25 protein-coding genes are annotated in these 22,788 nt (G+C 71.2%); 9 read left to right on the top strand and 16 right to left on the bottom strand.

The genetic code is table 11. The features are described from left to right. Positions 1-57: 57 nt before the first annotated feature. Complete coding sequence (locus tag ACFSDF_RS09985) at positions 58-2,193, top strand: alpha/beta fold hydrolase (protein ID WP_377157350.1); 2,136 nt, start codon at positions 58-60, stop codon at positions 2,191-2,193. A 107-nt stretch (positions 2,194-2,300) separates the two neighbouring features. Here the strand turns inward: ACFSDF_RS09985 and ACFSDF_RS09980 are convergent, their stop codons facing one another. Together ACFSDF_RS09980 and ACFSDF_RS09975 are read right to left on the bottom strand one after the other, a co-directional pair. Further along, positions 2,301-2,651 (bottom strand): hypothetical protein, encoded by a 351-nt coding sequence (locus ACFSDF_RS09980; protein ID WP_377157348.1) that lies wholly within the window; start codon positions 2,649-2,651, stop codon positions 2,301-2,303. Beyond that, entirely contained in the window at positions 2,652-2,813 is a 162-nt protein-coding gene (locus tag ACFSDF_RS09975; RefSeq protein WP_167001951.1) for a DUF3117 domain-containing protein, read from the bottom strand. 100 nt (positions 2,814-2,913) lie between these two features. Here ACFSDF_RS09975 and ACFSDF_RS09970 point away from each other — a divergent pair, with 100 nt between their 5' ends. Further along, the gene (locus ACFSDF_RS09970) at positions 2,914-3,711 is read left to right on the top strand and encodes an enoyl-CoA hydratase-related protein (RefSeq protein ID WP_167001949.1); all 798 of its coding nucleotides are present in this window, start codon (positions 2,914-2,916) and stop codon (positions 3,709-3,711) included. An 18-nt stretch (positions 3,712-3,729) separates the two neighbouring features. On the opposite strand, the gene ACFSDF_RS09965 is transcribed toward ACFSDF_RS09970, so the two are convergent. The 3 genes from ACFSDF_RS09965 to ACFSDF_RS09955 are packed head-to-tail and all read right to left on the bottom strand — an operon-like array spanning position 3,730 to position 5,425. Beyond that, positions 3,730-4,539: a M14 family zinc carboxypeptidase gene (locus ACFSDF_RS09965; RefSeq protein WP_377157346.1), complete on the bottom strand. Its 810-nt coding sequence runs from the start codon at positions 4,537-4,539 to the stop codon at positions 3,730-3,732. A gap of 15 nt (positions 4,540-4,554) precedes the next feature. Then, positions 4,555-5,130 carry a DNA-3-methyladenine glycosylase I gene (locus ACFSDF_RS09960; protein WP_167248827.1) on the bottom strand — a complete coding sequence of 192 codons (576 nt, stop codon included), beginning with the start codon at positions 5,128-5,130 and terminating at the stop codon, positions 4,555-4,557. Further along, positions 5,123-5,425, bottom strand: coding sequence for a DivIVA domain-containing protein (locus ACFSDF_RS09955; protein ID WP_243845011.1), 303 nt, complete (start codon positions 5,423-5,425; stop codon positions 5,123-5,125). The genes ACFSDF_RS09960 and ACFSDF_RS09955 overlap by 8 nt, the downstream gene beginning before the upstream one ends. Positions 5,426-5,440: 15 nt before the next feature. On the opposite strand from ACFSDF_RS09955, the gene folP reads away from it, so the two are divergent. Beyond that, the gene (gene folP, locus ACFSDF_RS09950) at positions 5,441-6,304 is read left to right on the top strand and encodes a dihydropteroate synthase (RefSeq protein ID WP_167248828.1); all 864 of its coding nucleotides are present in this window, start codon (positions 5,441-5,443) and stop codon (positions 6,302-6,304) included. Here folP and ACFSDF_RS09945 read toward each other — a convergent pair. The 4 genes from ACFSDF_RS09945 to ACFSDF_RS09930 form a co-directional block, all read right to left on the bottom strand. Continuing rightward, complete coding sequence (locus tag ACFSDF_RS09945) at positions 6,271-6,882, bottom strand: TetR/AcrR family transcriptional regulator (protein ID WP_167248829.1); 612 nt, start codon at positions 6,880-6,882, stop codon at positions 6,271-6,273. The two genes, folP and ACFSDF_RS09945, sit on opposite strands and share 34 nt — an antisense overlap. A gap of 97 nt (positions 6,883-6,979) precedes the next feature. Continuing rightward, entirely contained in the window at positions 6,980-7,741 is a 762-nt protein-coding gene (locus ACFSDF_RS09940) for an LOG family protein (protein ID WP_167001940.1), read from the bottom strand. Further along, positions 7,738-8,814 (bottom strand): succinyl-diaminopimelate desuccinylase, encoded by a 1,077-nt coding sequence (dapE, locus tag ACFSDF_RS09935; RefSeq protein ID WP_167249798.1) that lies wholly within the window; start codon positions 8,812-8,814, stop codon positions 7,738-7,740. The genes ACFSDF_RS09940 and dapE overlap by 4 nt, the downstream gene beginning before the upstream one ends. Positions 8,815-8,858: 44 nt before the next feature. Beyond that, entirely contained in the window at positions 8,859-9,569 is a 711-nt protein-coding gene (locus ACFSDF_RS09930; protein ID WP_377157343.1) for a VOC family protein, read from the bottom strand. A gap of 53 nt (positions 9,570-9,622) precedes the next feature. Between ACFSDF_RS09930 and dapD the strand changes: the two genes are divergently transcribed. Both dapD and ACFSDF_RS09920 read left to right on the top strand, forming a co-directional pair. Continuing rightward, the gene (gene dapD / locus ACFSDF_RS09925) at positions 9,623-10,558 is read left to right on the top strand and encodes a 2,3,4,5-tetrahydropyridine-2,6-dicarboxylate N-succinyltransferase (protein ID WP_377157341.1); all 936 of its coding nucleotides are present in this window, start codon (positions 9,623-9,625) and stop codon (positions 10,556-10,558) included. A 5-nt stretch (positions 10,559-10,563) separates the two neighbouring features. After that, positions 10,564-11,541 carry a VldE C-terminal domain-containing protein gene (locus ACFSDF_RS09920; RefSeq protein WP_208322276.1) on the top strand — a complete coding sequence of 326 codons (978 nt, stop codon included), beginning with the start codon at positions 10,564-10,566 and terminating at the stop codon, positions 11,539-11,541. Between the two features lie 62 nt (positions 11,542-11,603). Here ACFSDF_RS09920 and ACFSDF_RS09915 read toward each other — a convergent pair whose 3' ends face one another. From ACFSDF_RS09915 to fdxA, 3 genes are all read right to left on the bottom strand, one after another. After that, positions 11,604-12,515, bottom strand: a complete 912-nt coding sequence (locus ACFSDF_RS09915) for a DUF2189 domain-containing protein (RefSeq protein ID WP_167001934.1) — start codon at positions 12,513-12,515, stop codon at positions 11,604-11,606. A 136-nt stretch (positions 12,516-12,651) separates the two neighbouring features. After that, positions 12,652-13,806: a succinyldiaminopimelate transaminase gene (dapC, locus tag ACFSDF_RS09910; protein WP_167248831.1), complete on the bottom strand. Its 1,155-nt coding sequence runs from the start codon at positions 13,804-13,806 to the stop codon at positions 12,652-12,654. Beyond that, on the bottom strand, positions 13,806-14,129 hold the full coding sequence (gene fdxA, locus ACFSDF_RS09905; RefSeq protein WP_139086403.1) for a ferredoxin: 324 nt from the start codon (positions 14,127-14,129) through the stop codon (positions 13,806-13,808). The genes dapC and fdxA overlap by 1 nt, the downstream gene beginning before the upstream one ends. A gap of 121 nt (positions 14,130-14,250) precedes the next feature. On the opposite strand from fdxA, the gene ACFSDF_RS09900 reads away from it, so the two are divergent. Beyond that, positions 14,251-15,246 (top strand): GNAT family N-acetyltransferase, encoded by a 996-nt coding sequence (locus tag ACFSDF_RS09900; protein WP_377157338.1) that lies wholly within the window; start codon positions 14,251-14,253, stop codon positions 15,244-15,246. Between the two features lie 15 nt (positions 15,247-15,261). Here the strand turns inward: ACFSDF_RS09900 and ACFSDF_RS09895 are convergent, their stop codons facing one another. From ACFSDF_RS09895 to mshB, 4 genes are read right to left on the bottom strand one after another with little or no spacing between them, the layout of a single operon-like run. Next, a complete protein-coding gene (locus ACFSDF_RS09895) occupies positions 15,262-17,028 on the bottom strand; it encodes a VanW family protein (RefSeq protein WP_377157336.1) in 1,767 nt (588 codons plus the stop codon). A gap of 35 nt (positions 17,029-17,063) precedes the next feature. Then, a complete protein-coding gene (locus ACFSDF_RS09890) occupies positions 17,064-17,675 on the bottom strand; it encodes a flavin reductase family protein (RefSeq protein ID WP_167001922.1) in 612 nt (203 codons plus the stop codon). Continuing rightward, positions 17,672-18,085 (bottom strand): DUF6113 family protein, encoded by a 414-nt coding sequence (locus ACFSDF_RS09885; RefSeq protein ID WP_167001920.1) that lies wholly within the window; start codon positions 18,083-18,085, stop codon positions 17,672-17,674. The genes ACFSDF_RS09890 and ACFSDF_RS09885 overlap by 4 nt, the downstream gene beginning before the upstream one ends. Then, positions 18,060-18,977, bottom strand: coding sequence for an N-acetyl-1-D-myo-inositol-2-amino-2-deoxy-alpha-D-glucopyranoside deacetylase (gene mshB / locus ACFSDF_RS09880; RefSeq protein ID WP_167001918.1), 918 nt, complete (start codon positions 18,975-18,977; stop codon positions 18,060-18,062). Before mshB ends, ACFSDF_RS09885 begins: the two co-directional genes overlap by 26 nt. 24 nt (positions 18,978-19,001) lie before the next feature. Between mshB and ACFSDF_RS09875 the strand changes: the two genes are divergently transcribed. The 3 genes from ACFSDF_RS09875 to ACFSDF_RS09865 all read left to right on the top strand — a co-directional run bounded on the left by ACFSDF_RS09875 (position 19,002) and on the right by ACFSDF_RS09865 (position 22,765). Continuing rightward, complete coding sequence (locus ACFSDF_RS09875) at positions 19,002-20,006, top strand: AraC family transcriptional regulator (protein ID WP_167001916.1); 1,005 nt, start codon at positions 19,002-19,004, stop codon at positions 20,004-20,006. A gap of 93 nt (positions 20,007-20,099) precedes the next feature. Then, positions 20,100-21,605, top strand: coding sequence for a flavin-containing monooxygenase (locus tag ACFSDF_RS09870; protein WP_167001914.1), 1,506 nt, complete (start codon positions 20,100-20,102; stop codon positions 21,603-21,605). Continuing rightward, a complete protein-coding gene (locus ACFSDF_RS09865; RefSeq protein ID WP_377157333.1) occupies positions 21,602-22,765 on the top strand; it encodes a zinc-binding dehydrogenase in 1,164 nt (387 codons plus the stop codon). Before ACFSDF_RS09870 ends, ACFSDF_RS09865 begins: the two co-directional genes overlap by 4 nt. Positions 22,766-22,788 lie beyond the last annotated feature (23 nt).

The raw sequence follows: 22,788 nt of genomic DNA, 5'->3' as shown, positions 1-22,788 counted from the left end.
CGTCGCACCCGTCTGCAAGGGCAGACTGGGTGCGACGGCCGCTGACGGAGGGGGACGATGCGCGCCAGGGAGCCCGACGACCACGGTTCCGTCGTCCGCGACGGGGTCCGTGTCGCGTACGAGGTGTTCGGGGATGCCCCGCACACGATCTTGCTGATGCCGACCTGGTCGATCATCCCGTCGCTCACGTGGAAGGCACAGGTGCCGACCCTCGCCCGCCACTTCCGTGTCGTCACCTTCGACGGCCGCGGCAGCGGAGGCTCGGACCGTCCGGCGGGGCCCGAGGCCTACGCCGACGAGGAGTTCGTCGCCGACGCGCGGGCCGTCCTCGCGCGGGTGCGCCGTGGCGCCGACCCCGATCCGGCGCTCGTCGTCGGCTTCTCCTGCGGTGTGGCCTGGTCGCTCGCGATGGCCCTCGAGGCACCCGAGGAGGTGGCCGGCGTCGTCGCGATCGGCCCCGCCCTCGGACTCGTGCCCGGGATCGAGGAGCGCGAGCGCCAGGTGTTCCTCCAAGAGCCCGCCGACCCCGCTTCGACGCCCGAAGGGTGGGCCACCTTCACCCGTCACACCTGGCTCCACGGCGACTACGACCACTTCCTCCGGTTCTTCTTCGGGCGGATGTTCAACGAGCCGCACTCCACGAAGCAGATCGAGGACTGCGTCGCCTGGGGACACGAGATCGGACCCGAACGCCTCGTCGACACCGAGTTCGCCCGCACCTCGTGCCGGGCCCCCGGATTCGCCCAGCGCGTGGTCCAGGCCGACGTGCCGCTCCTCGTGATCCACGGCGATGACGACCACGTACGCCCGTACGCCGAGGGGATCGCCCTCGCCGACGCGACAGGCGGCACCCTGCTCACGATCGCCGGCGGCGGTCACGCCCCTCACGCACGCTCCCCGATCGCGGTCACCCGGGCCGTACGAGAGTTCGCCGAGCGCCTGTGGCCCGAGACCTCCGTACGCCGCACGTGGACACGGGGTCGCCGCAGACCACGGCGCGCGCTCTACCTCACCTCGCCGATCGGGCTCGGCCACGTCCGCCGCGACCTGGCGATCGCCGACGCCTTGCGCAAGCACCACCCCGACCTCCAGATCGACTGGCTGACCCAGGAGCCGGCGACCGGGGTCCTCGCGCGTGCCGGGGAGCACGTCCACCCCGCCTCGGCGTTCCTGGCGAGCGAGTGCGCGCACGTGGAGGACGAGGCAGCCGAGCACGACCTGCACGCGTTCCAAGCGATCCGGCGGATGGACGAGATCCTGGCCGCCAACTTCGGCGTGTTCGACGACCTCGTGCGCGAGGAGCCGTACGACCTCGTGGTCGGCGACGAGGCGTGGGACGTCGACTACTTCCTGCACGAGAACCCCGAGCTCAAGCGGTTCGCGTTCGCGTGGTTCACCGACTTCGTCGGGTGGGTCCCGATGGCCGACGGCGGGCCCGCCGAGGCAGCGCTCACCGCCGACCACAACGCCGAGATGATCGAGCACCGGGCGCGGTTCCAGCGGGTGCGCGACCGGTCGGTGTTCGTCGGCAACCCTGACGACGTGGTGGACGAGACCTTCGGCCCGGGCCTGCCGGGGATCCGCGAGTGGACGGAGGAGAACTTCGCGTTCTCGGGCTACGTCACCGGCTTCGACCCGATCGGGGAGGCCGACCGGCAGGCCGTACGGGCGTCGCTCGGGCTGAGCCCCGAGGACCTGTTCTGCGTCGTCACGGTCGGCGGCTCCGGGGTCGGCGAACCCCTCCTGCGGCGGGTGCTCGACGCGGTGCCGATGATCAGGCGGGTCGAGCCGCGGATGCGGTTCCTCGTGGCCACCGGGCCCCGGATCGACCCGCGCGGTCTCCCGCGCAGGCGCGGTGTGCGCCTGAGGGGGTTCGTCCCCGACCTGCACCGGACACTCGGTGCGGCGGACGTGGCGCTGGTCCAGGGCGGACTCACGACCTGCATGGAGCTCACGGCGCAGGGGGTGCCGTTCGTCTACGTCCCGCTGCGCCACCACTTCGAGCAGAACGTCCACGTGCCGCACCGGCTCAGGCAGTACGGGGCCGGACACAGGCTCGCGTACGAGGAGGCGTGCAACCCGGACGCACTGGCTCACGCACTGCTCGCCGAGGTCGGACGCACACCCGCGACGAGGCGCGTCGAGACCGACGGCGCCGCACGCGCAGCCGCCCTGCTCGCCGATCTCCTGTGAGCGGTGCCGCTCCGTTCGGTCCCCCGTCGCGGGCCCCGCTGCGACGACAGCGGGGCCTGCGACGAGGGGGCCCTAGCGATCAGCCGAAGGCGATCACCCGAAGGCGATCACCCGAAGGACGCGGCGGGCGCGAAGCCCGCTGCACCCTCCGCGATCGCCACGATCTCGCACTCCTCGATGAGCACCGGGCTGCTGCCGATGATCTGCGATCCAGGAGCCGTGTCCGCCGAGGCGGTGAACGACTCCTGGAACGCTGCCCGCTCGGCATCGTCGGCAAAGACGTACACACCCTCGAACCAGGCGCCTTCACGTGCGCGCCAGGTCTTGAAGGCGAGGCCGTCCTTGCCGGCGAACCGCTCGTACGAGGTGTCCCGGACGTACTCCTTCAGCCGGTCGAGCGTGCCGACGGGGGCGTCACGCAGCGACCAGCGGACGGTCAGACCGGGGTGCGAGGCCACTCAGACAGCCTTCAGGGCATCACCGAGGTCGGAGGCCTCGTTGTTGGTGAGCTCGACGACGAGCCGCCCACCACCTTCGAGCGGAACCCGCATCACGATGCAACGTCCTTCCTTGGTGACCTCCAGCGGGCCGTCCCCGGTCCGAGGCTTCATGGCCGCCATGCGTTCCCCTCTCCTTCGTGCGCAGCGCCGACGCGTGCACCTTGAGTGGGTCCATTATCGCGCACGGTCGCGTCATCGGTGAATGCGGCAGACTGACGCCATGACCGAGCCCGCCTCTTCTGTGACGTACGACCTCTCTGAGGCCGTCGCGACGATCACGCTCTCACGCCCCGAAACGCTCAACAGCTTCAACGACGAGACCAAGGTCGCGTTCCGTGACGCGCTGCAGAAGGCGGCTGCCGACGACACCGTCCGGTGCGTCGTCGTGACCGGTTCGGGGCGGGCGTTCAGTGCCGGTCAGGACCTCAAGGAGCACATCGCGGCGCTCCGCAGCGGCGAGGTCTCGCTCGGCAACACCGTCGAGGAGCACTTCAACCCGATGGTGCTCGCGATCACGCAGATGCCGAAGCCGGTGATCGCTGCCGTCAACGGGATCGCCGCGGGCGCCGGGGCCTCGATCGCCTTCGCGGCGGACTTCCGGATCGTCGGCGCCTCGGCCGGGTTCAACCTCGCGTTCGCCAGCATCGCCCTGTCGGCCGACACGGGCGCGTCGTGGACACTCCAGCGGCTCGTCGGCCTCCCGAAGGCGACCGAGCTGCTGATGCTGCCCCGCACAGTCGGCGCCGAGGAGGCCGCCTCGCTCGGTCTCGCGACCCAGGTCGTCCCCGACGAGGAGCTCGCCGAGACCGTACGGAGCCTCGCGACCCGTCTGGCGTCCGGCCCGACGATCGCGTACGCGTCGCTGAAGCGGGCGCTCGCGTTCTCTGCCACCCACTCGCTCCCCGAGTCGCTCTCCAACGAGGCGCGGCTGATGGCGCTCACGGGCGCGACCGAGGACCACACGGCCGCCGTCGAGGCCTTCGTGGCCAAGGAGAAGCCGACCTTCGTCGGTCGCTGACCTTCCTCTCGCGGCCCGTCAGACGCGGCGACCGCCGAGCGCCTTGAGGAGGCCGTGCGGCGCGGTCCCGGTCAGGTAGGCCCGGGACGGTCGCCGGCTGAGCTCGACGGTGACCAGCTGGCCGTCGAGCCGATGGTTGAACCACTGCGAGAGCGTGCCGTGGCAGCCCGACCCGCAGGAGAAGGAGCGCCTGGGCAGCTTGAGGTGCTTCGCCAACCTGCGGGCGAGCGGGCGGTTGCCGGTGCCGCTGGTGTCGATCCCGTAGAGCGGCTGGTGGAACGACACCACCTGATCGGGGTCGACGCGGCGAAGGAACCGCATCATCGCCTTCGTCTCGGGCTCGGACGCCGCACGCGGCCCGGACCAGGTCGGCCCACGCTTCGAGCGCTTCCACCTGCGTGGGTAGTTGCGGTTGAGGTCGACGCCGCGGGCGTTGCGGCGGGCCTTGCGGGCGACTCCGTCGGGGTTGGCGTTGGGCACGACCCACAGGTCGAGGCCCTCGATGGGCCTCCCGTCGCGCAGCGTACGGAGGATGGCCTGCGGCTTGCGCTCGTCACCGTGCATCGCGGCGATCACGACAGCGGAGCGGGTGGCGTCCGGGTCGCCGAGCCGGTACGCCACGAGGTCACGCCCCCGGCGTGACTGGCCGAAGACGACCCGCTCGACCACCGCCGGGCGCGGAGCGGCCCGCACTGCGGTGTCCGCGATCACGACGGAGGCCGGTGCGCCGGACGTCGGGGCCGCGACGGCGCCGGGCACGACCAGCGCCGGGACGGGCAGCATCGCGAGTGCGACGCCGATTCGGACAGCACGCACGAGGGTCGGCATGCGCCCGATCCTCGCTCAGACAGGCTCCGTCCGCACGTGGCAGCCGGCGAGGTGGTCGTCCACCATGCCCGTGGCCTGCATGAGGGCGTATGCCGTCGTAGGACCGACGAACACGAACCCGTGACGCTTCAGCGATGCCGCGAGCGCCTTCGACTCCGGCGTCACCGCCGGCACGTCGGCCACCGACGCCGGGCGGGGCCGAGCCGGCGGCGCGAACGACCAGACGAGATCGGCGAACCCGCCCTCGAGCGCCCGCACCGCGCCCGCGTTGGCGATCGTCGCCTCGACCTTGGTGCGGTTGCGGATGATGCCGGCGTCGTCGAGCAGCTCCGCGACCCGCGCACCGTCGTACGCGGCGACGACCTCCGGGTCGAAGTCGGCGAACACCTCGCGGAACCGCGGGCGCTTGCGCAGCACGATCGCCCACGACAGCCCCGACTGGAACGCCTCGAGGGTCAGCCGCTCGAAGAGCCCGCGCTCGTCGCGGACCGAGCGCCCCCACTCGGTGTCGTGGTAGACCCGCATCTCGTCCGACGACTCCGCCCAAGGGCAGCGCGCGAGGCCGTCGTGGCCGACGACCGCGTCACTCATCACGCTTTCCCGTCTCGTCGGCCGTACGCGGCGCCTCGTCGGCGGCGGCCGCGCGGGCGTCGGCGTCGGCCTCCAGACGCGCGAGCAGGGCGTCGACCTCGTCGCGGGCGTAGCCGCGCCAGGCACGGGTGAACCGCACCGCACGCAGGTCGCGAGCTGTCAGCTCACCCTCAGCGGGCACCAGGACGTCGCGCCGCGTCGACACGGGCGGCCCCAGCGCCCCTGTGCGCCCCGCCACGACCGTGACGGCAGCACCGACGATCAGCGCACCCACGAGGACTCCGATCCAGATCACGCCTACGATCGTGCCATGGAGCTCCGACTGCGCGACCGCGTGTTCGCGCCGGGAGAGCACGCGGTCATGGCGATCGTGAACCGGACCCCCGACTCCTTCTACGACCGTGGCCGCACGTTTGCGTTCGAGGACGCCCTTGCCTACCTCGACGCCGTGGTCGCCGACGGCGCTGACATCGTCGACATCGGAGGCGTCAAGGCCGGGTACGGCGACGCGGTCGGCCCCGCCGAGGAGCTGCGCCGTACGGCGGACTTCGTCGAGGCCGCGCGTGCGCGCTACCCCGACCTCGTGCTCAGCGTCGACACCTGGCGCAGCGAGGTCGCCGACGTGTTGTGCGCGCGGGGGGCCGACCTGGTGAACGACACGTGGGCCGGGCACGATCCCGAGCTCGTGCATGTCGCCGCGCAGCACGGCGCCGGGATCGTCTGCAGCCACACCGGCGGCCTCGCGCCGCGTACGGACCCGTTCAGGCCCGCGTACGAGGACGTGGTGGCTGATGTCGTCGCGCGGACGACCACGCTGGCACAGCGCGCGGTGGACGCCGGTGTCGCGCCCGAGGGCGTGCTGCTGGACCCCACGCACGACTTCGGCAAGAACACGCGCCACTCGCTGATCCTCACGCGCCGGATCGGCGAGCTCGTTGCGACGGGGTGGCCGGTGATGGTCGCGCTGTCGCGCAAGGACTTCATCGGCGAGACGCTCGACGTCGAGCGGGACGACCGGCTGCCTGGCACGCTCGCCGCGACCGCCTGGTCAGCGGCGGCTGGCGTGAGGGTGTTCCGGACGCACGACGTCACGGCGACCCGTCAGTGCCTCGACATGGTCGCCTCGATCGCGGGGACCCGTCAGCCCGCCGTCTCTCGACGCGGACTGGCGTAGGACGCGACCTCGCGGACGAACGCGGCATAGACCTCGCGGGCCTTCTCGCTGTCGCGGTCGACGAGCCACGACAGCACCACGCCGTCGTTGATCACGACGAGCATGCGCGCCAGCACGTCGAGGGGCAGCGTCCACTCGACGTCGCACACCTCGGCGACGCGCTCGAGGACCCGCTTCGCCGTCTCGCGGTAGGTCGCGTACTGCCACTGGGCGAGGTCGTTGAACCCGGCGTTGCGCAGGGCGTGCGCGGCGACCTCGAAGGTGAGCAGGTGACCGTCGGGGTCGTCCTCGACGGAGTTCCACAGCTGGGTGAAGCTCTGCACGAGGAGCGAGGTGGCGTCGTGCTCGCCGGCGACGGCAGCGTCGGTGACGGTATCGATGTACTGCTCGGCCATCCGCCCGATCATCGCGCGCAGGAGCTCGTCCATCGACGCGAAGACGTAGTGGACGATGCCCGGCGTGGCGCCGGCCTCGGCGGCGACGGTGCGGGTGCTGACCGCGCCGACGCCATCGCGCTTGGCCACGACGAGCGCTGCCTCGATGAGCTGCTCACGACGCTGCTGTGACGAGACCCGCACGTGTTCTCCGTCCCTCGGACTGTCCGGCCAATTCTGCCGTACGGCGGGCTCGCACCGCTCGCGGCGCGCCAGGCGTCGGCGCCGGGGTCGGCCGGGCTCAGGAGCCCTGGAACTGCGCGACGACCTCGTCGACGTCGTCAGTCACGATCAGCCGGTCCACGTCGTCGGAGACGATGGCCCCCTCCTCGAGGACGGCGCCGTGCAGCCAGTCGAGCAGGCCGTTCCAGTACGAGGTGCCGTAGAGCACCACCGGGAACTGCGTGACCTTGCGGGTCTGGGCCAGCGTGAGCGCTTCGAACAGCTCGTCGAGCGTGCCGTAGCCACCGGGGAAGACCACGAACCCCTGCGCGTACTTGACGAACATCGTCTTGCGGGCGAAGAAGTAGCGGAAGTTGACCCCGAGGTCGACCCACGGGTTCATCTTCTCCTCGAACGGCAGCTCGATGCCGAGGCCGACGGAGACCCCGCCGCCCTCACAGGCACCGCGGTTCGCCGCCTCCATGATCCCCGGCCCACCGCCGGTGATGACTCCGATCCCGGCGTCGGCGAAGCGGTGGCCGACCTCGCGGGCGGCCTCGTACCAGCGCGATCCCGGAGCCATCCGGGCCGAGCCGAACACGCTCACTGCGGGGCCAAGCTCGGACAGGGCGCCGAAGCCCTCGACGAACTCAGCCTGGATCCGCAGCACCCGCCACGGGTCGGTGTGGAGCCAGTCGGCGCGTCCACGCGTGTCGAGGAGCCGCTGGTCCGTCGTCGTCGGCGTGATCTGGCCCCGTCGCATGACGACAGGCCCCTTGACCCGCTCGTTGTTCTCGCGCTCCGATGCAGGCGGAGCTCCGCCCGGCCAGTCGTCACTCATCGTTGTCCTCCCTCGCCCCTCAACCACGCGTGTAGACGCTGCTCGACCGCGAGCAGCTGGGCCACCGGCACCCGCTCGTCCTGCTTGTGGGCCAGCAGCGGGTCCCCGGGGCCGAAGTTGACCGCCGGAACGCCCAGCCGGGTGAACTGCGCGACGTCGGTCCAGCCGAACTTCGGATTCACCTCGACGCCCATCGCCGCGACGAACGCCGCTGCGGCCGGCCGGTCGAGCCCGGGCATCGCACCTGGCGCCGTGTCGGTCACGGCGAGGTCGTACCCGTCGAAGACCTCGTGGAGGTACGCGAGCGCCTCCTCCTCCGTACGGTCGGGCGCGAAGCGATAGTTCACGCTCAGCCGCGCCTCGTCCGGGACGACGTTGGAAGCGACGCCGCCGCTGATGCCGACTGCGTTGAGGCCCTCCCGATAGGTCAGGCCGTCGATGACGGGGCTGCGGGCCTGGTGGTCGACGAGCCGCTGCAGGACCGGGGCGAGCCGGTGGACGGCGTTGTCGCCCATCCACGAGCGCGCTGCGTGCGCCCGCTCGCCGCGGGTGATGACGTCGACGCGCAGCGATCCCTGGCAGCCTGCCTCGATGACACCGTTCGACGGCTCCATGAGGATTGCGAAGTCACCGGCGAGCAGCTCGGGACGCTCGCGCGCCAGCCGACCGAGACCGTTGGCGGAGGCCTCGATCTCCTCGGCCTCGTAGAAGACGTACGTGACGTCACGCACCGGCTGCGTGACGTGCGCGGCGGCGCGCAGCGCAACGGCGACGCCGCCCTTCATGTCGCAGGAGCCCAGACCCCACAGGTCGTCGGCGACCAGGCGCGAGGGGAGGTTGTCGTTCGCCGGGACGGTGTCAAGGTGGCCGGCGATCACGACGCGGCTGTCGCGGCCGAGCGCCGTCCGCGCGACGAGGGTGTGCCCGTCGCGGACGACCTCGAGGTGGGGTGCGTCGCGCAGGGCAGCCTCGACGGCGTCGGCGATCGTCGCCTCGTCGCGGCTCTCCGAAGGGATGTCGACGAGGGCGGCAGTGAGGTCGACGACGTCTGCGTCGAGGTCGAGCGAGCTCATGGTGTCCATCCCATCACGCTCCGCTCCGTACGAGGGACGCGGCATCATGGCTCCTCGGAAAGTGCCTCGTCCCCGAAGACGCAGAACTCGTTGCCCTCCGGGTCGGCCATGACCGTCCACGAGACCACGGCGTCGGGTGCACGAAGCACGTGCGCGCCACGGCGTACGAGCGCGTCGACGGCATCCGCTCCACCCGTCACGTCCCAGTGGATGCGGTTCTTGACGGTCTTGGGCTCGGGCACGGTGGCGAACACGAACGCGTCGAACGGTGCTCCCGGTGGCGCGACCGCGCTGACACCGTCCTCGTCGGCCGCCTCCGTGCCGAGGACGTCGGCCCACCAGGCCGCGATCGCCGGTGCATCGGCGGCGTCCACGGCGACCTCGTACAGGCGGTACGGGTCCTTGCGCTCCGTCCACCAGTCCTCCGGTCGGACGAACGCACAGACCTCGCCACCCTCGGGGTCGGCCATCACCGTCCACGGGAGCGACCCCCACTCCGGCAGGACGCGCGCGCCCGCGGCCTCCATCTCGGCGACGGACCACGCATGCACGTCGAGGTGGACCCGTGCCTTGGCCGTACGGGGCTCCGGGACGCGGTTCACCCAGATCGTGTGCTCGGGGGTCGACCCGCGCAGCACCGCGTCGCCGTCGTCGAGGGCCTCGGCCGTGAGCGCGAGCACGCGGGCCCAGAACCGCGACGCCTCGGACGGGTCGCGCGTGTCGATGCAGAGGTCCTTGAACTGTACGAGGGCCATCACCGCACCCTAGGGCACCGGGGCGCGTGGAGCCGCTCGATAACCTGGGCCGCATGACCTCCTCCCCGCAGCCTGCCTGGGCGTACGGCATCGCCACGCTCACCGAGGACGGCACGGTCCTCGACGTCTGGTACCCGAACCCCGCGCTCGGCGCCTTCGATGGCACCGCCGAGCCGAGCGGACTCACTGCCCTGGAGGGCGAGGACGAGGTCCGTCAGGTCCGCCGCACGGTCGTCCGGACCGAGATCGGCGACCTCGCCGCACCTCCGGCCGACGCGTACGACGCCTACCTGCGGCTGCACCTGCTGTCGCACCGTCTCGTACGCCCGCACGGCGCGGACCTCGACGGCCTGTTCGGGCTGCTGTCCAACGTCGTCTGGACCACGATCGGCCCCTGCGCCGTCGAGGGGTTCGAGCAGACGCGGCTGCGCGCGCGCGCCGCCGGCCTGAACGTGGCCGTCACGAGCATCGACAAGTTCCCGCGGATGACCGACTACGTCGTGCCGTCCGGCGTACGGATCGGCGACGCCGACCGTGTCCGCCTCGGCGCGCACCTCGCCGACGGCACGACCGTGATGCACGAGGGATTCGTGAACTTCAACGCGGGCACGCTCGGCCACGCGATGGTCGAGGGCCGCATCAGCGCCGGAGTGGTCGTCGGGGACGGCACCGACATCGGCGGCGGCGCCTCGATCATGGGCACACTGTCGGGTGGGGGCAAGCAGGTCGTCAGCCTCGGCGAGAACTGCCTCCTCGGCGCCAACGCCGGCATCGGCATCTCGCTCGGCGACGACTGCGTGGTGGCCGCGGGCTGTTACGTCACCGCCGGCTCGAAGGTGACGCTGCCTGACGGTTCCGTCGTGAAGGCCGCCGAGCTGTCCGGCCACGACAACCTGCTGTTCCTCACGAACACCGAGACGGGGCGGCTCGAGGCTCGCCCGCGCCACGGCAGCGGCATCACGCTCAACGCCGCGCTCCACGCGAACTGAGCGCCGTGGACGCCACCACACAGCGCTCGGGGCGTGGCGGCGTGCTCGTGCTCGTCCTCGTCCTCGTCATCGCGGTTGTCGCGGCGGGGGTCGTCGTGCTCGCCCGCAGCGGGTTCGTCCCGCAGCTGCGCGGCGAGGAGTGCACGGTCGAGGTCGGGGAGACGTACGCGACCCTCGACCTCGAGCAGGCCGAGCACGCGTCGCTGATGGCGGCGATCGCGAAGCGCCGGGACCTGCCGGCGCGCGCCGTGACGATCGCCCTCGCGACGGCGTACCAGGAGTCGAAGCTGCGCAACATCGACTACGGCGACCGCGACTCGCTGGGTCTCTTCCAGCAGCGGCCGTCGCAGGGCTGGGGCACCCCCGAGCAGATCTTGCAGCCCCGGTACGCGATCAACCGCTTCTACGACGGGCTCGAGAAGATCGAGGGCTACCGCTCGATGTCCATCACGGACGCGGCGCAGGCCGTTCAGCGGTCAGGCTTCCCCGAGGCGTACGCGGACCACGAGGCGTACGGGCGGGCGCTCGCCTCGGCGCTCACCGGCAACTCCCCCGCCGCGTTCACGTGCGTGGTCGACCCGGCCGCCGACGGCGAGGAGGCGCTGGGCAAGAACGGGCTGACGCCGGCTGCCGAGGCGGTGCGGGTGGACCTGCGCCAGGCGTTCGGGCGGCTGTCCACCGGCGGGTACGCCCCCGAAGGCGTGAGCACCGGGCACTCCGCAGGCTCGAAGCACTACGAGGGCAGAGCCGTCGACGTGTTCTTCCGGCCGGTCACCGCGCAGGCGAACAAGGACGGCTGGGCGCTCGCGCAGTATCTCGTCGCGAACGCGAGCCGCCTCGACGTCGCGACCGTCATCTACGACGCGAAGATCTGGACGGCGCGTCGGGCGCCGCAGGGCTGGCGCGACTACACCCCGCCGGCGCGCGGCGGCGACCGCGCGATCCTCGAGCACCGCGACCACGTCCACGTCGACGTGGCCTGAGCCCGGACGTCATACGGATCGGGGGTCGTTGCCCACGATGCGTATGACGTCCGGGCGGCGGGTCAGGCGATCGGCTGCTGCGTCAGGAACTTGAAGCTGTACGCGGTCGCGATCAACGTCACCGGGATCGTCACCAGGAGGCCGATGCCGCAGAGGCAGGCACCCACGATGTTGATGCCGATCAGCGCGAGCGCGAGCAGGAACACCGGGCCCAGGTTGTTGCCCACCAGGCGGAAGCTCGCCTGCAGCGCGTCGAGCGGGTTGAGCCCCTGGTCGAGCACGAACCACAGCGTGTACCACGCGAAGAACGTGAAGATGATGCCCGGCAGGATGCACAAGATGATGCCGACGAACGTCAGTGCGGCGAGCATCAGCAAGGTGAGGATGACCGCGCCCGCGCGGTCGCCCCACTTGAAGAAGTCGCCGAACGACGGCTTGTTGCCGGTCGTCTCTTGCAGACCACCACGGGTCTGGGCGGCCTGCATCAGCCACTGGACGATGGTGCTCGCGATCGCGGCGATCACGCCGAGGACGGTGAGCCCGGTCGCCAGCGTGTAGCCGCTGTCGTCCCACGCGTCCGAGCTCGAGTAGTCGAACCCGTTGCTGATGCCGCTGAGCAGCGCCTGGATCACGAAGAACACCAGGGTGACGAGCACCCAGACGCCCCAGTTCGCGCGGAACTTGTCCCAGCCGTACGAGATCGCGGAGCCGACGCTCAGGTGCTGCGGGCCGGGGCCTCCCGGACCACCGGAGTATGAGGGCGGACCCTGCGGAGGGGGTGCTCCGTACCCTCCGGGCGGGCCGTACCCACCACCGCCGGGCGGCGGCCCCTGGGGCGGCGGACCGTAGCCGCCTGCACCCGACGGCGGGCCCTGTGGCGGCGGGCCCTGCGGAGGTGGTTCGTACGGGGGCGGACCACTCGGGGGCTCGTTGCCAGGCGGCTGACCGCCTGGAGGCTGCTGCGGGTCACTCATGGACCGTCTCCTCCGTGTCCGTTCAGAGCACCTCAGGGCACTCGTCACTTCGGAGGCTAGTCACTCTCGCGGCTAGGCGCTCGCTTTGTGCCACGCGTCGTGCCCGGCGTGGCGTGCGCGAGGAGGTCCTGCTCGGTCAGGACCAGGCGGCGAGCCGCGCGGCGGCAGCGGCGATCCGGTCGTCGGTCGCCGTGAAGCCGACGCGTACGTGCTGAGAACCGGCCGCTCCGTAGAAGTCGCCCGGAGCGACGAGCACGCCGATCTCGGCGAGTGCGGCGACCGTCTCGCGGGCAGGCTCACCCCGCGTCGCCCACAGGTAAAGCGACGCCTCGGAGTGGTCGATCCGGAAGCCCGCGCGCAGGAGCGCGTCACGCAGGATCGCCCGTCGGGCCGCGTACACGGCGTGCTGGGCATCGGCATGCGCGTCGTCGTCCAGGGCGGCACGCATGGCGTCCTGGACGGGCTGGGGGACGATGAGGCCGAGGTTCTTGCGGACCTCGAGCAGCTCTCTGACGATCAGCGGGTCGCCGGCGACGAAGGCGGCGCGATAGCCGGCCAGGTTGGAGCGCTTCGACAGCGAGTGGACGGCGAGGATCCCCTCGTGGGAGCCGTCGCTGACGTCGGGGTGGAGGACCGAGAGCGGCTCCGCCTCCCACGCGCACTCGAGATAGCACTCGTCGGAGACGAGGAGGACCCCGCGCTCACGCGCCCACTGGACGGTCTTGCGGAGGTGGTCCACGCCGAGCACGCGCCCCGACGGGTTGGACGGGGAGTTGATCCACATCAGCGCGGGCCGCTGTGGGCCGAGCGCGACGGTCGAGTCGGAGACGAGCACATCGCATCCGGCGAGCCGGGCCCCGACCTCGTACGTCGGGTAGGCGAGCTCGGGGGACACGACCGTGTCACCTGGCCCGAGCCCGAGGTGCAGCGGGAGGGCGGCGATGAGCTCCTTGGAGCCGATCGCCGGGAGCACCCCGTCGATCCCGAGGCCGTCGACGCCGTGACGTCGGGCGAGCCAGTCGACCGCCGCCTGTCGCAGCGCGGGCGTGCCGATCGTCTGCGGGTAGCCGGGCGCGTTCGAGCCCGCCGCCAGCGCAGCGCGGGCGACGTCCGGGGTGTCATCGACGGGCGTGCCGATCGACAGGTCGACGATCCCGTCGGGGTGAGCGGCCGCCCGAGCCTTCAGCGCGGCCAGCGAGTCCCATGGGAAGTCCGGGAGGCGTCGCGACACCGAGCGCGACGCCAGCCGCTCCGCCACGCTCACCGGGGCGACCGGACTCCACTCAGGCATCAGTCCTGGTTCTGCGGGGGCAGCGCGGCGATCATCGGGTGGTCCTTGTCGATCGGACCCATCTTGGCTGCACCGCCGGGCGAGCCCAGATCGTCGAAGAAGTCGACGTTGGCGGTGTAGTAGTCCTTCCACTCCTCCGGGGTGTCATCCTCGTAGAAGATGGCCTCCACCGGGCACACCGGCTCGCACGCGCCGCAGTCGACGCACTCGTCGGGGTGGATGTAGAGCATCCGCTTGCCTTCGTAGATGCAATCCACCGGGCACTCGTCAACGCACGCACGGTCCTTGAGGTCCACGCACGGCTGAGCGATGACATACGTCACGAGGCGTCCACTCCTTCGATCGACCTTTTCAGAACTAGTATCACCCTCTCCCCGGAGTGCTTCGTGGTGAGGTCCACCTAATAGACGAAACACCGTTCCAAACTTGGTCAGGAGCCACGTGGTGAGCCAGTTTGACGCCCTCGTCGGTCATCGCGTGGTGATCCGTTCGACCGTGCCCGGAGAACGAGGTCCGAGCGGGGGTCCGGCGCTCACCGACGTGATCGGTCGGCTGCTCGCGCACGATGGGACACGGCTGCGGATCCAGCGTCGCGACGGCTCCGAGGTCGAGGTCGCGGTGTCCACGGTCGTCGCCGCGAAGACCGTGCCCGAGGGGCGCGCTCGCGCCCGTACGCGTCCGGCGCTCGACTACTCGCCGGAGGAGCTCGCCGAGATCTGCACCCGCGGCTGGCCGCCGCGCGTGCTCGAGAAGCTTGGCGCCTGGACCCTACGGGCGGCGGGCGGCTTCACGAGCCGCGCCAACTCGGCGGGGATCCACGGCGACCCCGGGACCGACTTCGCGGACGCGGTCACACGGATCGAGGAGTTCTACGCCGCGCACGGGCTGCCGCCGAAGGCGCAGGTGATCGACGAGACGCCGTGGGCGCGTCGCTTCGCCGATGCCGGATGGGTCGGCATCGGGGGCACCCACGACCACGCCGTGGTGCAGGTCGCCGACCTCGCCACCGTCCTCTCCGCTCCCCTGGCTCCCCCGACCTCGGCGGAGGTGACGCTCGAGCCGACGCTCAGCGACGCGTGGCTCGCCGCCGCCGAGCGCGACGCGAGCAGGTACGAGGAGCACGACGTCCGCCACGTCCTCGCCTCGCCGCCGATCGTGAGGTTCGCGTCCGTACGGGGGGACGAGGGTCTCGAGGCCGTGGCGCGGATGGTCGTCACCGGGGAGTGGGCGGGACTCTCCAGCGTCCACACCACCCCGTACGCGCGCCGGCGGGGGCATGCGGGCCGGCTCCTGGAGGTGTGCGCGGCGTGGGCCCGCGACGAGGGCGCCGACAAGGTCTTTCTGCAGACGATGCGGCACAACGCTCCCGCGCTTGCGCTGTACGCGAGGTATGGGTTCGTCACGCACCACTCGTACCGGTACGTGACACCGCCGGCGTGAGGCCTGACGGGCGCCTCAGTCGCCCTTGCCCTTGGGCGCTGGACGGCACTGGACGTTGTCGGCCGCGTTGTAGTGCGCCGTGATCGTCTCGCGCTTGACGACCTTGCCGTCCTTCTTGAAGGTCCGGTAGACGTCCACGTCGAAGCCTGCGACGCCGGCCTGCGGCACACACTTGTCGGTCGCGTCGTAGCGGGTCGCGGGCTCGCGCGGGTTGCGGCGCGAGGACAGCCCCGCACTGATGTCCCACTGCTTCGTCCCCCACAGCACGACGTTCATCGAGCCCTGGCGGCCGGGCGTGCTCTTGTTGACCCACGCCTGGATGAAGATGCCGTGGTCGGTGGTGTTCTTGAACTTCAGGTCGACGCTCGGCCACGCCACCGTCGCCTCGCGCCCCACCGGATAGCGGCTGATGTAGAAGCTGTGCGGCTTGTGCGTCACGTCCTCGAGACCACCGAAGAAACCCGCGTTGTAGAGCGTCGTCGCGACCTGGGAGACACCGCCGCCCAAGTCCTCGCGGAACACGCCGTTGCTGATCATCGTGCCCGTGGTGAAGCCGTTGGCCGCCGTACGCTCGCCGACGGTGTCGTTGAAGCTGAACGTCTCGCCCGGCTTGAGGAGCGTCCCGTTGACCAGCGCGGCCGCACGGCCCTGGTTGACGTTGCGGTACTCGGCGTACGGGAAGTTGGTGGTGAAGGAGCTGACCTTCTCGACGATGCCGAGCTTCGCGACCTCCTTCGTCGTGATGTCGGGCTGCTTCTCCTTCGGCTCGACCTCAATCGCGCGCTCGTCGCCTGACTTGGTGAGGACGGGCACGATCTTGGCGGCAACCTCGGTGGGCGCGACGCCGACGCCGGACTTGCCCGGCACCACGAACGGCCTGCCGCTGCGGATCACGACCGTCGCGTCCTTCGCGGGCGTCCCGATCGCCTTGGTCGCCTCCGCCAGCGGCTTCGCCAACTTCTTGGGGTCGACCACCGGCGTGAGTGCGCCGTCCTTGACCTGCACCGACAACGCGCGCGCGTAGTCGTCGGGATCGAGGTCGGCGGATGTGCTGCCGGCGACGATCTTGACCGGCGCGTCCATCGCGGGCTCGGCGAGGTCGGTGACGGCCTTGGCAAGGTCGTCGCTGCTCACCGCGGGCTCGACCGGCTCGACCGGGAGCTCGAGCGCGGTGTGCTTCAGCGGGTACGACTCGCGCACGAGCGCCACGGTCGCCTTCTGGTCGACGGCGCGTCCGGCCTTCGGCTCGGTCACTTCGGGCTTGGCGTCCGGGAAGTCGATGCGGCCCTCAGCCACCTCGCGATCAGTGTCGTCGGCGATCGAGGCGACCGCCGACGTGAGGGCCGTCTCGTCGACGTCGAGGGCGACGGGGTACGACTGCGAGCCCACGAGGATGTCGACCATCGTGAACGGGTTCCAGACGGAGCTGTCGGCGCCGGTCTGCGCGATGGACGCGTCGACGTCGACGGCGAGACCCGCCTCCTTGGGAGTCAGCTCGAAGGTCTTCTTGCCACGGACGATGCGTACGGGCTCCTTCGCCGGCGCGGCGAGCTCGTCGGTCAGCGCGGAGCGCGCATCCGAGATCGAGGTCATCCCGACGTCGACGCCGCCGATCGTCGTCCCCGACGGGACCTTGTCGGACGTGGCGAAGTGGAGCACAAGGTAGAGACCGGCGAGGAGCAGCACGAACCCGCCGAGCACGGCGAGCACGATGCGGTTGGTGCGCGTGCTTCGCTGCTGGGCGATCGGGTCCTGCTCAGAGAGCATGGGGGGCGGGAGCATGGGTTCCTCGTGGTCAGGGGTCGAACGTGGCCTGGTCAGCGTTGCTGCTGTGCCGGGGTCGGGCCTGAGTTCTTCTCGCTCTCCGGAGAGCGGACGAGGGCCCCATAGTGTGAACGGTAGTAGAGCAGCGGCTCGCCCAGGCGCGACTCGGCGAATCCTGAGCCGAGATCCTGCGGGACATCATCGTCTGCGCGCACCGACGCGTCGAGCACCTCGCCGACGACGATCGTGTGGTCGCCGCCGTCGTAGGTCTGCCACGTCCGGCACTCGAGCCAGGCGATCGCGCGGTCGAGCAGCGCGGCACCGGTCTTGTCGCCGCGGCGGTGCGGCACGCGGTCGAGCTGGTCCTCGAGCGGGCGCCCACGGCGCGCGAGCCAGGACGCGTCGTCCTGACCGTCCTCGGCCAGCACCGACACCCCCCACGTCTCCGAGTCGAGCACCGCGTCGTGGAAGCGGTTGCGACGGTCGACGACCACGAGCACGAGGGGCGGCTCGAGCGACACCGAGCAGAACGCGCTCGCCGTCATCGCGTGGTCGACACCGTCGGCGACGGTCGTCACGACGGTGACGCCGCTGGCGAAGCGCCCGAGGACGTCTCGGAAGGCGCGCGACGTGGCGGGATCGAGCGGATGCGGCGCAGAACTCACGAACCCAGGGTACGGGGATGACCTGCCGGACCGGGGCTGGTGTGACGCGCGCCGCTCACCGAGAGAACCACCGCGATGCCGAGCACCGCGATCGCGCCGAGCAGGAACGAGTATCCCAGCGCGTCCGCCGCGACGAGGTAGTCGCCCTCAGGACGGCTCGACATCGTCAACGCCAGCACCGCGCCGTACCCCGCCGCGAGCGCGACCGCGGCCGCCCTCCCGCCGAGCATCCCCGCGGCGCGGGTCGCGAAGAACGCGGCGGCGAGGGCGAGGACGAGCCCCCACGGGAGGCCCGCGTCGACGTGGCGGTGGACGGCGAGACCGGCGACGGCCAGGACGGCGCCGAGGACGGCGGCTGCGACCCAGGCGAGCGCGAGGCGGGATCTACCGCGTGCCCGCGAAGAGGTCATGCTCGAACCCGTCGTCGTCGGGGACCGGGGTGCCCTTGGCGATCCGGAAGAACTCGGACCCCCACACGTACGCCCCGAGGTTGTTGGACAGGGCGAAGAACGGGCTGTCGACCTGGATCTGGGTCGGATACGCCCGCATCGCCTCGAGCTTGGTCTCCGCGTACTCCTCGGCGGTGACCACCGCCGCGATCTTGTCGTCGGGCACGGCCATGAACGAGAGATCGCCCTCGGGATCCATGCCCTCGAACGTCGTGTGGTCGCCGGCCTCGCGCAGCCGCCGCAGCCCATCGCGCAGCCACGACTCCGACTGGGTCGTCCAGTAGACCTTTGCGACGTCCCACGGCTCGCCGAGGTCGCGGCGGTACGACGGCACCGCGGCCAGCGCCACCGCGTACGTCGCGACGCGATGCGCCTGCACGTGGTCGGGGTGTCCGTAGTTGCCGAAGTCGTCGTACGTCACGAGGACCTGCGGGCGTACCTCGCGGATCACGGCGACGAGGTGGTCCGCCGCCTCGCGGAGGTCGGCGAGCCAGAACGCGTTGGCGGGCACGTCCGGCGCGACGGTGGCCGCGCCCGTCTCCGACCAGACCATGCCGGAGTCCCGGTAGGTGCCCGCACCGCCGAGCCAGCGGGCGTCGGTGACGCCGAGAATCTTCATCGCGGCGTCGCGCTCGGTGATCCGGTGCGCGCCGAGCTGGTCGTCACGGTCCGAGGCGAGGTGCGCGAGCTCGGGGACGAGGACCTCGCCCTCCTCGCCGAGCGTGCAGGTCACGAGCGTGACACCGACCCCCTCGGCCGCGTACTTCGCCATGATCACACCAGTCGCGATCGTCTCGTCGTCAGGATGCGCGTGCACGAGCAGCAGACGCCGGTCAGGAAGGTCTTCGGGCATGTCCTCCAGCCTAGACTCAGATCCGTGGCGACCATCCGATCGGCGGGGGTACGAGGGTTCCGCGACGTGGTCACGTCCCTGGGCGCGGACGCCGACGCGCTCGCCGTGCGGGTCGGGCTGGACCCCACCGTCCTGGACCAGGACGACGTCGCGGTCCCCGACTGGAAGCTCGCCGAGCTCCTCGAGGTGAGCGCCCAGGTGCTCGGCTGCCCCGATCTCGGCCTGCGGATGGCGCAGCGCCACGGGCTCGACATGCTCGGCCCGCTCGCGGTGATCATCGCGAACTCACCGACGGTGGACGACGCACTGACCTCGGTGTCGCGCTACCTGCGCTTCCACACCGACGGGATCTCGGTGTCGCTGCGGGCCGACCCGCTGCACGACCCGACGACGGTCGCGCTGGTGTACGCGGTCAGCCTCGCCGAGCCGGTTCCCGTCCAGGCGCTCGACTCGGGGATCGGGTTCCTCCACCGTGCGGTCCAGAGCCTCGTCGCGGTGGACTACGAGCTGCGGTCGGTCCACCTCCCGTACGAGCCCGTGGCACCGCTCGCGGTGTACGAGGAGTTCTTCGGCGCGCCGGTCCACCCGCGTGCCGAGGCCGCGTACCTGCGTATCCCCGCCACCCTCGGCGACACCGCGATCGCCGGCGCCGACGAGTCCAACCGGCGCCGGGCGCTCGCGTACCTCGAGGAGGCGATGCCCGCCGAGTCCGAGGACTTCGCGGGACGCACCCGCACGATCGTCCACCACACCCTCGCCTACCTTCCCCCGCAGATGTCGTACGTCGCCCGCCTCCTCAACATGCACGAGCGCACGCTCCAGCGCCGTCTCGCAGCGGAGGGCACGGGCTTCGCCGAGATCGTCGACGACGTCCGTCGCCAGAAGGCGCACGAACTGCTGACCCGTACCGACCTGCCGCTGGCAAGGGTCTCGGCGGCGCTTGGCTTCTCCGAGCAGGCCACCCTGACCCGCAGCGCACGGCGGTGGTGGGGGTCGCCACCCCGCGAGATCCGCGGCGCCCTCCGCTGAGGTTTGTCGCCGAAAGTCAAGCCAGCGGACGTGGCGCGCGTCACAATCGACACGACGCGTGCCGTACGCACGAGGCACGACCGGAGGAGCACCATGGCCGACCACACCCCCGACACACGCAGTGTCGACGTCCTCATCGTGGGCGCGGGCCTGTCTGGGATCGGGATGGCCTACCGCCTCCAGGAGCGCCTCCCCCACCTGTCGTACGCGCTCGTCGAGGCGCGGGACGCGATCGGCGGCACGTGGGATCTGTTCCGCTATCCCGGCGTGCGCTCGGACTCGGACATCTTCACCCTCGCCTTCCCGTTCCGTCCGTGGAGCGGTGACGACTCGATCGTCCAGGGCGACGACATCCGCGACTACCTCGAGGACACCGCGCGTGAGAGCGGGATCCTCGCGCACACCCGCTTCTCTACGAGGGTCGTCGCCGCCGACTGGTCGTCCGAGGACGCCCGCTGGAGGGTCCGCGTCGCGACGGGTCCCGACAGCCACGAGGAGACATACGAGGCGCGGTTCGTGTCGTTCTGCAGCGGCTACTACGACTACGAGCAGCCGTACGACCCCGGCTTCGCAGGCGTGGACGACTTCGAGGGCACGCTGGTCCACCCGCAGTTCTGGCCCGACGACCTCGACTACGCCGGCAAGAAGGTCGTCGTGATCGGCAGCGGCGCCACCGCGATCACGATCGTCCCGGCGATGGCCCAGGACGCCGGCCACGTCACGATGCTCCAGCGCACCCCGACCTACGTCCTGGCACAGCCCAAGCAGGACGTGATCGGCAACGCGATCCGCAAGGTGCTCCCTGCGCGCGGCGGCCACCTCACCGTCCGCGCGAAGAACACCGCGCTCCAGTGGGGGCTCTACCAGGCATGCCGCCGACTGCCCGACCAGATGGCGTCGCTGTTCCGCAAGGGCGCGGTCGCCGCAGTGGGCTCGGAGGAGATCGTCGACGCCCACTTCACGCCCCCGTACGCGCCGTGGGACCAGCGCCTGTGCATCTCGCCCGGCGGCGACCTGTTCGAGGTCGTGCGCGAGGGCACGGCATCGGTCGTCACCGCGCACATCGACCGGTTCGTCGAGAACGGTGTGCGACTGACCGACGGACGGGTCGTCGAGGCCGACATCGTCGTCACCGCCACCGGGCTCTCACTCAAGCTTCTCGGCGGTGCCGCGCTGAGCGTCGACGGCGCGCCGGTGGACCTGTCGCAGCGTTACGCGTACCGGGCCACGATGCTCAGCGGGGTCCCCAACCTGTCGTTCTGCATCGGCTACATCAACCTGTCCTGGACGATGCGCTCGGACATGACCGCGCGCCTCGTCAGCCGCATCATCGAGCGCCTCGACCGCTCCGGCGACGACACCGTCACGCCGGTCATGGACGGCACCCCGGCCTCGCGGCCGCTGTTCGACATGGACTCCGGCTACATCCGCCGCGGCGAGCACCTGCAGCCGCGTGCGGTCGCCTCGTATCCGTGGGCGATGAAGCAGAACGTCGTCGTAGACGCCTGGCACACCAACCACGCCGGGCTCGACGACGGGCTCGCATGGACCTCGTCGCGCACCCGCCGCCCCTCCTCCCGTGCAGCGGCCGGCGAATGAAGGCCGTCACCTGCCACGAGGGCCGGCTCGCGCTCGAGCACGTCCCCGACCCCGTACCAGGGCATGGTCAGGTCCTCATCGAGGTCACGCGCTGTGGCATCTGCGGCTCCGACCTGCACGCCCGTACGCACAGCGACCTCACGGCCGACGGTGCCGCCGAGATCGGCTACGACGCGTTCATGCGCTCATCGCAGTCGGTCGTGATGGGCCATGAGTTCACCGGACGGATCCTCTCGTACGGACCAGGCTGCCGCGAGGCCTGGCCGGTCGGCACCCGCGTCGTCTCGCTGCCCGTGCTCGAGCAGGAGGACGGCGTCCACCTGACCGGGCTGTCCGTACGGGCGCCAGGCGGCTTCGCGGAGCGGATGCTCGTCTCGGAGGCGCTGACGATCCCGATCCCCGACGGTGTCAGCGACGACCGCGCGGCCACGACAGAGCCGCTCGCGGTCGCGCACCACGCGGTCCGCCGCGCCGAGATCGGCAAGCGCGAGGTCGCGATCGTCATCGGGTGCGGCCCGATCGGCCTCGCGGTGATCCTCATGCTCAAAGCCGCCGGCGTCCGTACGGTCGTCGCGAGCGACCTCTCGGCCGGACGCCGCGCCCTCGCACGCGCCTGCGGCGCCGACGTGGTCGTGGACCCGCGCGAGCAGTCTCCGTGGACCTCGTACGGCGAGCGCCGCGGCCACCTGCGGACGGCGCCGAGCCTGATGGAGCTCGGCCTCTCGACGATGAAGACCCTGCGCCGCGTCCCGGGCCTGCCGTGGTGGCGGGTGATGCGGGCGGCGGAGAAGGTCGGCGCAACACCGAAGGGCCCGGTCGTCTTCGAGTGCGTCGGCACACCGGGGATGATCGAGGACCTCATCTCCCATGCCCCGCTGCTGTCGCGGATCGTCGTCGTCGGCGTCTGCATGGAGGCCGACACGTTCCGCCCGTCGATGGCGATCAACAAGGAGATCGACCTGCGGTTCGTCTTCGCGTACGGGCCGGACGAGTTCTACGAGACCCTGCGCATGATCGCCGACGGCACGGTCGACCCGACTCCTCTCGTGACCGGGACCGTCGGGCTCGCGGGCATCCCCTCGGCCTTCGACGCGCTGGGCGACCCCGACCGGCACGCCAAGATCCTCGTCGATCCCACGAGCGACGCCACCGCGCCCTGACCGGAGCACCCCGCCTCGATACC

Origin of the sequence: Mumia zhuanghuii, assembly GCF_042681565.1 — a bacterium.
Lineage (GTDB): Bacteria > Actinomycetota > Actinomycetes > Propionibacteriales > Nocardioidaceae > Mumia.
The sequence above is the reverse complement of the archived record's forward strand: the minus strand, read 5'-3'. Positions and strand labels throughout refer to the sequence as shown.